Below are 14059 nucleotides of genomic sequence, written 5' to 3'. Positions count from 1 at the left end.
GACAGGTCGGTCCTGAGTACGTCGGCGGCATTTCTGGAGTCGGGCGGGCAGGGCGCTGTGCCGATAATCGGATCTTTCCCACGCGCGCCGAGGTTTCCATGACCACTCCCGTCCTTGAGCAGGTCGATCCTGCCACCCTGAGAAAAGTCATCGTGGCGGCCGCCATCGGCAATTTTGTCGAATGGTTCGACTTCGCGGTGTACGGCTTTCTGGCCACGACCATTGCCCAGCAGTTCTTCCCCAGCGGCGACGCCAGCGCCGCGCTCTTGAAAACCTTCGCGGTGTTCGCCGTGGCTTTCGCGTTTCGTCCCTTGGGCGGGGTGTTCTTCGGCATGCTGGGCGACCGCATCGGCCGCAAGCGCACGCTGGCGTTCACCATTCTGTTGATGGCCGGGGCGACGACCATCATCGGTCTGCTGCCGACCTACGCCGCAATCGGCGTGATGGCACCCGTTTTGCTCACCCTCATCCGTTGCGCTCAGGGCTTCTCCGCCGGGGGAGAATACGCGGGGGCGTGTGCCTACTTGATGGAGCACGCGCCACGCACGCAACGGGCGTGGTACGGCAGTTTCGTGCCGGTGTCGACCTTTTCGGCCTTCGCGGCGGCGGCGATCATTGCCTACGCGCTGGAGGCCTCTTTGAGCACCGAAGCCATGGGCAGTTGGGGCTGGCGGCTGCCGTTTCTGATCGCCGCGCCGTTGGGGCTGGTCGGGCTGTACCTGCGCTGGAAACTGGACGAAACACCGGCCTTTCAGGCGGTCAAGCAGGAACACGCGGTGGCTCATTCGCCGCTCAAGGAAACCCTGCGCAATCACGGCGCGGCGATCTGCTGCCTCGGCGCGTTCGTGTCGCTGACGGCGCTGTCGTTCTACATGTTCACCACCTACTTCGCGACGTACTTGCAGGTCGCTGGCGGACTGAGTCGTGCGACCGCGCTGCTGGTGTCGTTGATTGCCTTGCTGTTCGCCGCCGCGATCTGTCCGGTGGCCGGGGCGTTTTCCGACAAGGTCGGGCGACGCAAGACGGTGCTCAGCACCTGCGTCCTGCTGATCGTGGTGGTGTATCCGTCGTTTTTGATGGCCAGTTCCGGTTCTTTTGTGGCCTCGATCGTCGGTGTGATGTTGCTGGCGATCGGCGCTGTCCTGTGCGGTGTGGTGACGGCGGCTTTGTTGTCGGAGACCTTTCCCACGCGTACCCGTTACACCGCTTCGGCGATCACCTACAACATGGCGTACACAATCTTCGGCGGAACGGCGCCGCTGATGGCGACCTGGCTGATCGGCGCGACGGGCAGCAACCTGGCGCCGGCGTTTTACCTGATCGTCATCGCGCTGCTGGCGCTGGCGGGAGGGCTGGCCTTGCCGGAGACGTCCAAAGTATCGCTGCATGAGGTGGAAGGTTCGTTGACGGCGCGGGGGAGATTGCAGACGGCGGTTTGACTGGGGGCTCCACCTTGCTTGCCAAGGAGGCGGTGTGCCTGCTGGATGTTGGGCGGATTGCAGGCCGTCTTCGTGAGCAAGCTCACTCCCACAGGGTTTGCGTTTGATTGACAGGAGAGTGGTGTCAAAAGCTTCAGGTGTCCTGACACTACGTCACCCATCAGACAAATCAGCAACAAAATATGGCAGCGGCGCCCCAAAAAATGGCACATTGGCGGCCCCTTGTGCCGCTGACATGTTCTGTAACGAGTCCCACGGCGCATCAACGTTCGATGGATGAACCCGATGGCCGTTACCAGCCCTGCAACCGTGCCCGCGACCGATACCCAACCCGTTCCCGCCCCGCAATCTACGCAATCAAGCCCCTTGGTCATGCGCATCATTGGTGCGGTGGCCCTGGCGCATCTGCTCAATGACTTGATCCAGTCGATCCTGCCCTCGATCTACCCGATGCTGAAGGCCTCGTACGGCCTGAGCTTTACCCAGGTCGGCTTGATCACGCTGACGTTTCAGGTCACGGCGTCCCTGCTGCAGCCCTGGGTCGGTTATTACACCGATCGCCATCCCAATCCGTTGGTGCTGCCGGTCGGTTCGTTGTGCATTTTGGGCGGCGTCATGATGCTCGCGACCGTGGGCAGTTTTCCGCTGATCCTGCTCGCCGCGGGCCTGATCGGCATCGGCTCGTCGACATTCCACCCCGAAGCCTCGCGCATTGCCCGGCTGGCCTCTGGCGGGCGCTTTGGTCTGGCGCAATCGACCTTTCAGGTGGGCGGCAACAGCGGTTCCGCCATCGGGCCGCTGCTGGCGGCGGCGATCATCATTCCGTTCGGTCAGGGCCACATCGCCTGGTTCGGGCTGGTGGCGCTGTTTTCCGTGGGCCTGCTCTACGCCATCAGCCGCTGGTACAAGGCGCACCTGGCGCTGTTCAAGATCAAGGCCGGGCAAGCAGCGACCCACGGGCTGTCGAAACGTCGGGTGACCAGCGCGCTGGTGGTGCTGGCGCTGCTGGTGTTCTCCAAATATTTCTACATGGCCAGCTTCACCAGCTACTTCACCTTTTACCTCATCGACAAATTCCAGCTGTCCGTGGCCAGCTCCCAGCTGCACTTGTTCATGTTCCTGGCGGCGGTGGCGGCGGGCACATTCTTCGGCGGGCCGATTGGCGATCGCATTGGCCGTAAAGCGGTAATCTGGTTCTCTATTCTGGGCGTGGCGCCGTTTACCATCGCGCTGCCTTACGCTGACTTGTTTTGGACCAGCGTGCTCAGCGTGATCATCGGTTTCATTCTGGCCTCGGCGTTCTCCGCCATCGTCGTCTACGCCCAGGAACTGGTGCCGGGCAACGTCGGCATGATCGCTGGCATCTTTTTCGGCCTGATGTTCGGCTTCGGTGGCATCGGCGCAGCCTTATTGGGTCACCTCGCGGATCTTCACGGCATCGTCTATGTCTACACGCTGTGTTCCTACCTGCCGCTGTTAGGCATCCTCGCCATCCTGCTTCCGAGAACTTCAAAAAGATGTTGATAGCCGTCGCGATTTTTCTGGTCACCATCACCCTGGTGATATGGCAACCCAAGGGCCTTGGTGTCGGCTGGAGTGCAACGTTTGGCGCCGTCCTCGCGCTGCTTTTCGGGGTGGTGCACCTGAGTGACATCCCTCAGGTCTGGCACATTATCTGGAACGCAACCGGGACGTTCATTGCGCTGATCATCATCAGCCTGCTGCTCGACGAGGCCGGGTTTTTCAACTGGGCCGCGCTGCACGTGGCGCGTTGGGGCAACGGCAAGGGCCGGCGGCTGTTCGCGTTTATCGTGCTGCTCGGCGCGTTGGTGTCGGCGTTGTTCGCCAATGACGGCGCCGCGCTGATCCTCACCCCGATCGTGATGTCGATGCTGCTGGCCCTGCGTTTTTCGCCGGCGACCACCCTGGCTTTCGTGATGGCGGCTGGGTTCATCGCCGACACCGCGAGCCTGCCGCTGGTGGTCTCCAACCTGGTCAACATCGTCTCTGCCGACTATTTCGGCATCGGCTTCAACCGCTACGCGTCGGTGATGGTGCCGGTGAATCTGGTCAGCGTTGCCGCCACCCTGGCGGTGCTGATGCTGTTCTTTCGCCGCGACATCCCGAAGACCTTCGACGCCTCGCAACTGGACGAGCCGTCTTCGGCGATCAAGGACCGCGCGACCTTCATGACCGGTTGGTGGGTGCTGGGGATCTTGCTGGTGGGCTGCTTCGCCCTGGAGCCGCTGGGAATTCCCATCAGTGCGATCTCCGCTGTGTGCGCCGTGATCCTGTTGGGCATTGCCGCCAAAGGCCACCGCATTTCCACGCGGAAGGTGCTGAAAGACGCGCCGTGGCAGATCGTGATTTTCTCCCTGGGCATGTACTTGGTGGTGTATGGCCTGCGCAATCAGGGCCTGACCGACTACCTCGCGACCTGGCTGGATCGTTTCGCCGAACATGGTTTGTGGGGCGCGGCCATGGGCACGGGCGTGCTGACGGCGCTGCTGTCGTCGGTAATGAACAACCTGCCGACGGTGCTGATCGGCCTGTTGTCCATCGAGGCCAGTCAGGCACATGGCCTGCTGCAGGAAGCGATGATTTACGCCAACGTGATCGGCAGCGACCTGGGCCCGAAAATCACCCCGATCGGCAGCCTCGCGACGTTGTTGTGGCTGCACGTGCTGGCGAAGAAGGGCGTGACCATCGGCTGGGGCTATTACTTCCGCGTCGGCATCGTGCTGACCGTGCCGGTGCTGTTGGTCACCCTCGCGGCGCTGGTGCTGCGACTGAGCCTATAACGCGGCGAGAGTCCGGCAGGTTCGGCCACAGGTCGGGCACCAGAAACAACCGCTCGGCCTCTTCCCAGTGGCCGTCGGCATGGCGGGTCAGGCGCACCAGCAGTTGCGCCGGCCCGAGCGGGTCCAGGGCCTCCAGCCAGTCCTTAAGCTGGCGAGGGGTCCATGGCGCGTCACAGCGCGAAGGCGCCAGCCAGGCAGGCCGCGGCAGCCATTGCCAGCGGCCCTCCATAGCGTTTTCTGCGTAGCCCGGCCAGTCCTTTTGATGCAGCCACTGTCCCCGCAGATGCTCAGGGTGTGCCCCTTGTGGCGACGCGCCCGCACCGGCCCATGGATAAAACAGATAACCCCCCAGCCAGAGCGAAGCGCTGAAGGTGACCACGCCCCGCGCAGCAAGAACGGCGCTGCTCTCGGGGCGCGCTGACATGGGCAGTTGATGCTGGTTCAGGTGCGCGAGCTTCAAATCCAGCCGGTCGAGGGCGCCGGGGCCGAGCCAGTGGGCCGGGTTTTCGCCGTCCTGATCCTGCTGCCCCAGGTACAGCTTGATCGCCAATTCAATATGGTGAACGCCATCCTTATCCCTCAGCAGCATGTCCAGCTCGCCCAGCGTGCGGCCTTCGCCCTGAATCGGCAGGTTCGCCGCGAGCAGCTCGACGCCGGGCGCGTGCTGGATTGCGAATTGCCAGAGCCGCTCGTAATACAGCCCTAGCCGGCGCGTCGAGCTTCTCGCCAGCCATTCGTTGAGGGCGCTGTCGTCTCTGTCCAGCTGCGTTAAAAAAGCTTCAAGCGCTTCGGGCTGCTGCACCCAGTCACTGCCGCTGAGCGGGTGACGCTGGGGCCACTGGGTTTCCGTCAGCAGGGGCGGCGACAGGATTACCCACGCCAGGTCACGTACGGTGTGCGTACGCAGCTGACGGGGCAGGGCGGTCAGGGTCGGGAAAGGGTTATTCATCAAGGCAGGATAGCGGGTGATGGGCGCTCGCGGCCACCGCTTCATCGTCGCCGTCGGATGCGACAGGTCAGCTCAGGCATGCCTGAAAGGCGCTGCTTGAAGGGTGCGCTTAAAGAGCCCATTTGCCGCCCCCGACCCCTTCGCCCATAATCGCGTTCTTTACACGCATCAAGCCTGCGGGAGCCCCATGGAGCAATTTCGAAATATCGGCATCATTGGTCGCCTGGGCAGTACCCAGGTGGTGGAGACCGTTCGCCGACTCAAGAAATTCCTGATATCGCGGCACCTGCATGTGATCCTCGAAGACGCCATCGCCGAGGTCTTGCCGGGGCATGGTTTGCAGACCTCTTCGCGCAAGATGCTCGGTGAAGTCTGCGACATGGTCATCGTCGTCGGCGGCGACGGCAGCCTGCTCGGCGCCGCCCGTGCGCTGGCCAAGCACAATGTGCCGGTGCTGGGCATCAACCGCGGCAGCCTGGGTTTCCTGACCGACATTCGCCCCGACGAGCTGGAAGTCAAAGTCGCCGAAGTTCTCGACGGCCACTATCTGGTGGAAAACCGCTTCCTGCTGCAGGCCGAAGTGCGCCGTCACGGTGAAGCGATCGGTCAGGGTGACGCCCTCAACGACGTCGTGCTGCACCCCGGCAAATCCACCCGGATGATCGAATTCGAAATCTACATCGACGGCCAGTTCGTCTGCAGCCAGAAGGCCGACGGCCTGATCGTCGCCACGCCGACCGGCTCCACCGCCTATGCGCTGTCGGCGGGCGGGCCGATCATGCACCCCAAGCTCGACGCCATCGTCATCGTGCCGATGTACCCGCACACGCTGTCCGGCCGGCCGATTGTCGTCGACGGAAACAGTGAGCTGAAAATCGTTGTCTCAAAGGACATGACGATCTACCCACAGGTTTCCTGCGATGGCCAGAACCACTTCACCTGCGCGCCGGGTGACACCGTGACCGTGAAAAAGAAGCCGCAGAAGCTGCGACTCATTCACCCCCTCGACCACAACTACTACGAAGTCTGCCGGACCAAACTCGGTTGGGGCAGTCGGCTTGGCGGCGGGAGCGACTGATGCTCGATCCCGCGCGTGGCTACGATCTGATCGGTGACGTGCATGGTTGTGCCCAGACCCTTGAGCACTTGCTCGACACCCTTGGTTACCGCTTCCAGGCCGGCGTGTGGCGCCACCCTGAGCGCATCGCCGTGTTCCTCGGCGACATCATCGACCGCGGCCCGCGCATTCGCGAGGCGTTGCACATCGTCCGTGACATGGTCGAAGCCGGCCAGGCGTTCTGCATCATGGGCAACCATGAATTCAACGCGCTGGGCTGGAGCACCCCGGCACCGCCTGAGAGCGGCCATGAATGGGTGCGCGAGCACACGCCGCGCCATGCCCGTCTGCTGGGCGAAACCCTGGCGCAGTTTGAGCAGCATCCCGGTGACTGGAACGACTTCCTCAAATGGTTTTACCAATTGCCGCTGTTCATCGACGCCGAGCGCTTCCGCGTGGTCCACGCTTGCTGGGATGCCAGCCTGATCGAGCCGTTGCGCAGCGTTCACGGCGACGGTCGCATCGACCAGGCCTTCGTGCAGGCGTCGGCGGAGCCCGGTAGTTTTGCCTGCGCCGTGTTTGATCGCCTGCTGCGCGGCACCGACATGCGCCTGCCCCACGGCATGACCCTGACCGGTGGCGACGGCCTGACCCGCGGCTCGTTCCGCACCAAGTTCTGGGAAGACGACCCGCAGACTTATGGCGACGTGGTGTTTCAGCCTGACGCGCTGCCGGAGCCGGTGGCGCGGCGGCCGCTGTCCCCCAGCGAGAAAAACGCGCTGCTGCGGTACGGCGCCGATGAACCGCTGTTGTTCGTCGGCCACTACTGGCGCAGCGGCATTCCCGCCCCGATCCGCCCCAATCTGGCCTGCCTCGACTACAGCGCCGTGCTCTACGGCAAGCTGGTCGCCTACCGGCTGGACCAAGAAACCCAGATCGACCCGGACAAGTTCGTCTGGGTCGACGTTACCCGACCGGAGATGGGTCAATGAGTCCGGTTGCTGTATTGCGTTTGCCCCTCCAAACCGACCTGAGTGGTTTCGTCGAGTTGCTGCGGCGCCTCAACGTGCCCCATCGGGTCAGCGAGGAGGCCGGCGAGCAAGTGCTGTGGGTGCCCGATGCGCCGCAACTGGCCGATGACGTCCGTCAGTTGTATCAGCAATACCCTGAAGGCGACCCGACCGCGCAGTTGCCGCCGGGACGCGAGGTGGTGGCCGTGAGCCGGCCGAGTCCGCTGGTCCAGGTGCGCAACAGCCCGGTCACCAGCGTGATCTTGCTGCTGTGCCTGATCGTCGCCGGCGTGACCTTGCTCGGCGATAACTTCGAGGCCCTGAGCTCACTGACCTTCAACGACTTCCGCGTCAACGGCGAGTACATCAGCTTTTTGCCGGTGGAAACGTCCCTGGCAGCGGGGCAGTGGTGGCGCGTTGTCACGCCAATGCTGATTCATTTCGGCCTGCTGCACCTGGTGATGAACGCGCTGTGGTTCTGGGAGCTGGGCCGACGCATCGAAATGCGCCAGGGCAGTTGGCAGTTGCTCGGCCTGACCCTGGCGTTCAGCGCGTTTTCCAACTACGTCCAGTATTTCTGGAGCGGCCCGAGTCTGTTCGGCGGCCTGTCCGGCGTACTGTATGGGCTGCTTGGCCATTGCTGGATCTTTCAATTGCTCGCCCCCAACCCCATGTATCGTTTACCACGCGGTGTTCTGGGGATGATGCTGATCTGGCTGGTGGTGTGCCTGTCCGGTGTCGTCGGAGTGCTCGGGTTTGGCGAAATCGCCAACGGCGCCCATGTCGGCGGCCTGATCATCGGTTGTGCTACAGGTCTTGTGGGCGGTGCACTGGCCCGCCGCAAACATTAAAATCGGCCGCTTAATTCTGGGAGAACCCAATGTCCTCTTTTGTCGAAATGATCGAAAACATCACCCCGGACGTCTACGAAAGCCTGAAGCTGGCGGTGGAAATCGGCAAATGGTCCGACGGCCGCAAGCTGACCCAGGAACAACGTGAGCTGTCGCTGCAGGCGTTGATTGCCTGGGAAGTGCGCAACGTGCCCGAGGACCAGCGCATCGGCTACATGGGCCCGCAAGAGTGCGCGTCGAAGTCGGCGCCGGTACCCAATATCCTGTTCAAATCGGACTCCATTCATTGATTGAAATCGGCAGAGGCTCCGTCAACAAAATGTCCGCGCGGCTTGAGGCTTCGCGGGTGGAATATGCGTTCCGGCTGGGTGATTCACAGATCCCGGTCAACCCGCTGATCGGCAAGACCGTGCGCCTGGAGTTTCTGGGTGCGATTCATTGCAGCCATTGCGGCAAGCGCACCAAAACCAGCTACAGCCAGGGTTATTGCTACCCGTGCATGCTCAAGCTGGCGCAGTGCGACCTGTGCATCATGAGCCCGGAGCGCTGCCATCACGAGCATGGCACCTGCCGCGATCCGGCCTGGGGCGAGCAGTTCTGCATGACCGATCACGTGGTCTATCTGGCCAACTCGTCGGGGGTCAAAGTCGGCATCACCCGCGCCACCCAGCTGCCAACGCGCTGGCTGGACCAGGGCGCCAGTCAGGCGTTGCCGATCGTGCGCTGCGCCACCCGGCAGCAGTCCGGCTTTGTGGAAGATCTGTTCCGCAGCCAGGTGGCCGACCGCACCAACTGGCGCGCGCTGCTCAAGGGCGACGCACCGGCGGTTGATCTGGCGGCGATTCGTCAGCAACTGTTCGAGTCCTGCGCCGAAGGCCTGGTCGCGCTGCAAATGCGCTTTGGCTTGCAGGCCATTCAGGTGATGAACGATGTCGAGCCTATCGAGATCCGATACCCGGTAGAGGCCTACCCGACCAAGATCGTCAGCTTCAACCTAGACAAGAATCCGGTCGCCGAAGGCACCCTGTTGGGCGTCAAAGGGCAGTACCTGATCTTCGACACCGGCGTGATCAATATTCGCAAATACACGGCGTATCAACTCGCCGTGCATCAGTAGCCCGTATTAGCAGAAGAAGGGACAACAGCATGCGCACAGACCAGCCGAAAATGATTTACCTGAAGGATTATCAGGCGCCTGAGTACCTCATTGACGAGACCCACCTGACGTTCGAATTGTTCGACGACCACTCGCTGGTCCACGCGCAGTTGGTGATGCGCCGCAACCCGGACCGCGCCGCGCTCGCTCAAGGCGCGGCCTTGCCACCGCTGGAACTCGACGGCCAGCAGCTTGAGCTGCTGTCGGTGAAGCTGGCGGATGTCGACCTGTCCGAGGGCGACCTTGCACAGAACGGCTACCAGCTGACCCCCGACAGCCTCACCGTGCAGCCGACGTCCGAGACCTTCACCCTCGACACCACCGTGAAGATCCACCCGGAAACCAACACCGCGCTGGAAGGCCTGTACAAATCCAGCGGCATGTTCTGCACCCAGTGCGAGGCCGAGGGCTTCCGCAAGATCACCTATTACCTCGACCGCCCGGACGTGATGAGCACGTTCACCACGACCGTCAGCGCCAACAAGCAGGCCTTCCCGATCCTGCTGTCCAACGGCAACCTGATCGCCGCCGGCCCCTCCGATGACACCCAGCGTCACTGGGCAACGTGGGAAGACCCGTTCAAGAAGCCGGCCTACCTGTTCGCGCTGGTGGCCGGTGACTTGTGGTGCATCGAAGACACCTTCATCACCATGAGCCAGCGCAAGGTCACGCTGCGCATCTTCGTCGAGCCGGAAAACGTCGACAAATGCCAGCACGCCATGGACAGCCTGAAGAAGTCCATGCGCTGGGACGAAGAGGTCTACGGCCGCGAATACGATCTGGACATCTTCATGATCGTCGCCGTCAACGACTTCAACATGGGCGCCATGGAGAACAAGGGCCTCAACATCTTTAACTCCAGCGCCGTGCTGGCCCGCGCCGAAACCGCGACCGATGCCGCCCACCAGCGCGTCGAAGCCATCGTCGCCCACGAATATTTCCACAACTGGACCGGCAACCGCGTCACCTGCCGCGACTGGTTCCAGCTGTCGTTAAAGGAAGGCTTCACGGTGTTCCGTGATTCCGGCTTTTCGGCGGACATGAACTCGGCCACGGTCAAGCGCATTCAGGACGTGGCTTACCTGCGCACCCACCAGTTCGCCGAAGACGCCGGCCCCATGGCCCACGCCGTGCGCCCTGACAGCTTCATCGAGATTTCCAACTTCTACACCCTGACCGTGTACGAGAAGGGCGCGGAAGTGGTCGGCATGATCCACACGCTGTTGGGCGTGGAAGGATTCCGCAAGGGCAGCGACCTTTTCTTCGAGCGCCATGACGGCCAGGCCGTGACCTGCGACGACTTCGTCAAGGCCATGGAAGACGCCAACCGTGTCGACTTCACGCAGTTCAAGCGCTGGTACTCCCAGGCCGGCACGCCGCGTCTGGCGGTCAGCGAGTCCTACGACGCTGCCGCGAAAACCTACAGCCTGACCTTCCGTCAGAGCACGCCAACCACGCCGGGCCAGCCGGGCGATCAGAAACTGCCGTTCGTGATCCCGGTCGCCATGGGTCTGCTGGACGCCCAGGGTCAGGAACTCCCTCTGCGCCTGCACGGCGAGGCACCGGCGGTGAACACCTCCCGCGTGCTCTCGGTGATCGAAGCCGAGCAGACCTTCACCTTCATCGACATCGATGAACAGCCGCTGCCGTCGCTGCTGCGCGGGTTCTCGGCGCCGGTGAAACTGAGCTTCCCGTACAACCGCGATCAGTTGATGTTCCTGATGCAGCACGACAGCGATGGCTTCAACCGTTGGGATGCCGGTCAGCAACTGTCCGTGCAAGTGCTGCAGGACCTGATCGGCCAGCACCAGAAGGGCGAATCGCTGGTCATGGATCAGCGTTTGATCACCGCGCTGCACACGGTGCTGACGGACGAGAGTCTGGATCAGGCCATGGTCGCGGAAATGCTCTCGCTGCCGGGCGAGGCGTATCTGATCGAGATCAGCGAAGTGGCTGACGTCGACGCCATCCACGCCGCGCGGGAGTTTGCCCGCCAGCAATTGGCCGACAGCCTGAGCGACGCCCTGTGGCAGCGTTACCAGACCAATCGCGAGCTGTCGAAGCAGACGCCGTACGTGGCCGCGTCCGAGCACTTCGCTCGCCGTGCGCTGCAGAACATCGCCCTGTCTTACCTGATGCAGACCGGCAAGCCGGAAGTCCTGGCCGCCGCCATCGACCAGTTCGACACCGCCGACAACATGACCGAGCGCCTGACCGCGCTGGCCGTGCTGGTGAACTCGCCGTTCGAGGCCGAGAAAGCCAAGGCGCTGGAAGTGTTTGCCGAGAACTTCAAGGACAACGCGCTGGTCATGGATCAGTGGTTCAGCGTGCAGGCCGGCAGCACCTTGCCGGGCGGTTTGAAGCGGGTGAAAGCGCTGATGCAGCACCCGGCGTTCACCATGAAGAACCCGAACAAGGTGCGTGCCCTGATCGGCGCCTTTGCCGGGCAGAACCTGATCAACTTCCACGCGGCGGACGGTTCGGGCTATCGCTTCCTGGCCGATCTGGTTATCGAGCTGAACGGCTTCAACCCGCAGATCGCCTCCCGTCAACTGGCGCCGCTGACCCGCTGGCGCAAATACGACAGCGCGCGCCAAGCGCTGATGAAAGCGGAACTGGAGCGCATTCTCGCCTCCGGCCCGCTGTCGCCGGACGTGTATGAAGTGGTGAGCAAAAGCCTGGCGTAAATCGGGCGGATGTTGAAAAGGGCTGTCCGTTTGCGCGGACAGCCCTTTTTTTGTGGATGCTGATTTATGGTTTCAGCGGCTGCGGAGCTGTCTTGTACGCGACACCTTGGTAGGACTGGCTTTAGCCGGGAAGAAGCCGGTTTGTGCGCCATCCATTTTGCGGTGTGACGAATGACGCCTTCCCGGCTGAAGCCGGTCCCACAATGCGAGTTGTCCAATGATTCCGGCGAGCGGGCGATCAGGCGTTGAAACCGATAATCGCCTTGGTCTCCAGATACTCCTCAAACCCCATCACGCCGTATTCCCGGCCATTGCCCGAGCGCTTGTAGCCGCCGAAGGGCGCCATGGGATCCCACGCCGGGTGGTTCAGGTGGACTTGCCCGGCGCGAATGCGCGAGGCGACGGCGCGGCCCAGTTCCAGGTCCTGCGCCTGCACGTGGGCACCCAGGCCGTAGACCGTGTCGTTGGCGATGGCCACGGCTTCGTCGATGGAGTCATAGGCGAGGATGCACAGCACCGGGCCGAAGATTTCCTCCTGGGCGATGCGCATCGCCGAACCCACTTCGGAAAACACCGTCGGCTTGGTGTAATAACCCTTTTCAAACCCCGGCACGCGGCCCGGCCCGCCGCACAGCAGTTTCGCGCCCTCGCTGATGCCGGCCTGGATCATGGCTTGAACGCGGCTGAACTGGGCTTCGTTGGCAATCGGACCGAGCTGGGTTTCAGAGGATTGCGGGTCACCGACGATCAACGCGTTGGCGGTGGCGGCCGCCAGTGCTTCGACTTCAGCGAGGCGGGCGCGGGGCACGATCATGCGGGTCGGTGCGCTGCACGACTGGCCGACGTTGCGCAAGGCCGACATCACCCCCAAGGGCACGACTTTGGCAAAGTCGGCGTCAGGCAGCATGACGTTCGGCGACTTGCCGCCCAGTTCCTGGGTCACGCGCTTCACCGTCACTGCCGCCGCTTGCGCGACGAGGGCGCCGGCACGGTTCGAGCCGGTGATGGAGATCATGTCGATGTCGGGGTGCGCCGCGATGGCGGCGCCGACGTCCGCGCCGCTGCCGTTGACCAGATTGAACACGCCGGGGGGCAGGCCGGCGTCGTGGACCAGTTGGGCGAACAGCAGGGCGCTTAACGGCGACAGTTCGCTGGGTTTCAACACCACGGTGCAGCCGGCGGCGAGGGCCGGCGCGACTTTGGCAGTGATCTGGTACAGCGGCCAGTTCCACGGCGTGATCAGACCGCAAACGCCGATGGCCTCGCGCTCGATGGCTGTGGTGCCTTCGACGGTTCTGAAGGGGTAAGTGGAGAGCAGATCCCGGGCAACCCGCACGTGTTCGGCGGCAAGTGGCACCTGCATGGCGCGGGAGAAACTGATGGCCGCGCCCATCTCCAGTGAGAGGACTTGGGCGAGGGGCTCTGTGCGCTCAAGGATCAATGCGTGGATTTTGCTCAGGATCGCTGCGCGTTCTTTGACCGGCGTTGCTGACCAGCCAGGGAAGGCGGCACGCGCTGCTGCGACGGCCCGATCAACGTCCTCCGCCGACCCCCGCGCGACCTCGGCGACCACCTCTTCAGTGGCGGGATTGACCACCGGCAGAAGGGCCGGAACCGCGGGGGAAGTCCACTCGCCGTTGATGTAAAACTGCCCGGCGTTATGCAGCTCGATGCCGTGGGTGTTTGAAGGGTGTGAGGTCATCCAGCTAGCTCCCTGGAGCGGTGATAAGGGCTGCGAACAGCGAGTCCTGACGTCTCGATACGCTAACAAACCGGCCCAGGCAAAAGATGCCGTAGTTGCGGTCTGCAAGGGAGAATCTGCTGAATCCGCCGGGGTCCACGCCATCCGTTTTGCGGTGTGACACCTGACGTCTTCCCGGCTAAAGCCAGTCCTACAGTCGAGGTCATGCCGGATACCCTGAATGCACGCGATATGTTTTTGTAGGACCGGCTTCAGCCGGGAAGAGGCCCGCATGAGCACCCACAATTTCGCGGCGTGACGCTTGACGTTTTCCCGGCTGAAGCCGGTCCTACAGGGGATTGCGTACGCTGCCTGATTGGCGAGATGCATGCGGTCTGTTTTTGTAGGACCGGCTTTAGCCGGGAAGA

Annotated in this window: 11 protein-coding genes; 9 read left to right on the top strand and 2 right to left on the bottom strand. The window is 62.9% G+C overall.

What is annotated here, in order from left to right:
* Window positions 1–98: 98 nt before the first annotated feature.
* The 3 genes from QWI18_RS08175 to QWI18_RS08165 all read left to right on the top strand — a co-directional run bounded on the left by QWI18_RS08175 (window position 99) and on the right by QWI18_RS08165 (window position 4240).
* Window positions 99–1439, top strand: coding sequence for an MFS transporter (locus QWI18_RS08175; protein ID WP_065986141.1), 1341 nt, complete (start codon window positions 99–101; stop codon window positions 1437–1439).
* Between the two features lie 372 nt (window positions 1440–1811).
* A complete protein-coding gene (locus QWI18_RS08170; protein ID WP_369318696.1) occupies window positions 1812–2963 on the top strand; it encodes an MFS transporter in 1152 nt (383 codons plus the stop codon).
* Window positions 2957–4240 carry an arsenical efflux pump membrane protein ArsB gene (locus QWI18_RS08165; RefSeq protein WP_192135770.1) on the top strand — a complete coding sequence of 428 codons (1284 nt, stop codon included), beginning with the start codon at window positions 2957–2959 and terminating at the stop codon, window positions 4238–4240. Before QWI18_RS08170 ends, QWI18_RS08165 begins: the two co-directional genes overlap by 7 nt.
* On the opposite strand, the gene QWI18_RS08160 is transcribed toward QWI18_RS08165, so the two are convergent.
* Window positions 4203–5189 (bottom strand): DUF1853 family protein, encoded by a 987-nt coding sequence (locus QWI18_RS08160; protein WP_369318596.1) that lies wholly within the window; start codon window positions 5187–5189, stop codon window positions 4203–4205. The two genes, QWI18_RS08165 and QWI18_RS08160, sit on opposite strands and share 38 nt — an antisense overlap.
* 187 nt (window positions 5190–5376) lie before the next feature.
* Here QWI18_RS08160 and QWI18_RS08155 point away from each other — a divergent pair, with 187 nt between their 5' ends.
* From QWI18_RS08155 to pepN, 6 genes are read left to right on the top strand one after another with little or no spacing between them, the layout of a single operon-like run.
* Entirely contained in the window at window positions 5377–6267 is an 891-nt protein-coding gene (locus QWI18_RS08155) for an NAD(+) kinase (RefSeq protein ID WP_037011709.1), read from the top strand.
* On the top strand, window positions 6267–7238 hold the full coding sequence (locus tag QWI18_RS08150) for a metallophosphoesterase (protein ID WP_192135774.1): 972 nt from the start codon (window positions 6267–6269) through the stop codon (window positions 7236–7238). Before QWI18_RS08155 ends, QWI18_RS08150 begins: the two co-directional genes overlap by 1 nt.
* Window positions 7235–8107 (top strand): rhomboid family intramembrane serine protease, encoded by an 873-nt coding sequence (locus tag QWI18_RS08145; protein ID WP_296308699.1) that lies wholly within the window; start codon window positions 7235–7237, stop codon window positions 8105–8107. Before QWI18_RS08150 ends, QWI18_RS08145 begins: the two co-directional genes overlap by 4 nt.
* 29 nt (window positions 8108–8136) lie before the next feature.
* On the top strand, window positions 8137–8397 hold the full coding sequence (locus QWI18_RS08140; protein ID WP_074888021.1) for a YeaC family protein: 261 nt from the start codon (window positions 8137–8139) through the stop codon (window positions 8395–8397).
* A complete protein-coding gene (locus QWI18_RS08135; RefSeq protein WP_192135784.1) occupies window positions 8394–9224 on the top strand; it encodes a DUF2797 domain-containing protein in 831 nt (276 codons plus the stop codon). Before QWI18_RS08140 ends, QWI18_RS08135 begins: the two co-directional genes overlap by 4 nt.
* A gap of 29 nt (window positions 9225–9253) precedes the next feature.
* Entirely contained in the window at window positions 9254–11950 is a 2697-nt protein-coding gene (gene pepN, locus QWI18_RS08130; protein WP_369318595.1) for an aminopeptidase N, read from the top strand.
* A 238-nt stretch (window positions 11951–12188) separates the two neighbouring features.
* On the opposite strand, the gene QWI18_RS08125 is transcribed toward pepN, so the two are convergent.
* Window positions 12189–13652, bottom strand: a complete 1464-nt coding sequence (locus QWI18_RS08125) for an aldehyde dehydrogenase family protein (RefSeq protein WP_369318594.1) — start codon at window positions 13650–13652, stop codon at window positions 12189–12191.
* Window positions 13653–14059: the final 407 nt, after the last annotated feature.

It is taken from the genome of Pseudomonas sp. W2Oct36, from assembly GCF_041060465.1.
GTDB classification, from domain to species: domain Bacteria; phylum Pseudomonadota; class Gammaproteobacteria; order Pseudomonadales; family Pseudomonadaceae; genus Aquipseudomonas; species Aquipseudomonas graminis_B.
The sequence above is the reverse complement of the archived record's forward strand: the minus strand, read 5'-3'. Positions and strand labels throughout refer to the sequence as shown.

Coding starts and splice junctions, on each gene's coding strand:
- QWI18_RS08175 (WP_065986141.1), top strand. CDS start 99: ATGACCACTCCCGTCCTTGAGCAGGTCGATCCTGCCACCCTGAGAAAA.
- QWI18_RS08170 (WP_369318696.1), top strand. CDS start 1,812: ATGCGCATCATTGGTGCGGTGGCCCTGGCGCATCTGCTCAATGACTTG.
- QWI18_RS08165 (WP_192135770.1), top strand. CDS start 2,957: ATGTTGATAGCCGTCGCGATTTTTCTGGTCACCATCACCCTGGTGATA.
- QWI18_RS08160 (WP_369318596.1), bottom strand. CDS start 5,189: ATGAATAACCCTTTCCCGACCCTGACCGCCCTGCCCCGTCAGCTGCGT.
- QWI18_RS08155 (WP_037011709.1), top strand. CDS start 5,377: ATGGAGCAATTTCGAAATATCGGCATCATTGGTCGCCTGGGCAGTACC.
- QWI18_RS08150 (WP_192135774.1), top strand. CDS start 6,267: ATGCTCGATCCCGCGCGTGGCTACGATCTGATCGGTGACGTGCATGGT.
- QWI18_RS08145 (WP_296308699.1), top strand. CDS start 7,235: ATGAGTCCGGTTGCTGTATTGCGTTTGCCCCTCCAAACCGACCTGAGT.
- QWI18_RS08140 (WP_074888021.1), top strand. CDS start 8,137: ATGTCCTCTTTTGTCGAAATGATCGAAAACATCACCCCGGACGTCTAC.
- pepN (WP_369318595.1), top strand. CDS start 9,254: ATGCGCACAGACCAGCCGAAAATGATTTACCTGAAGGATTATCAGGCG.
- QWI18_RS08125 (WP_369318594.1), bottom strand. CDS start 13,652: ATGACCTCACACCCTTCAAACACCCACGGCATCGAGCTGCATAACGCC.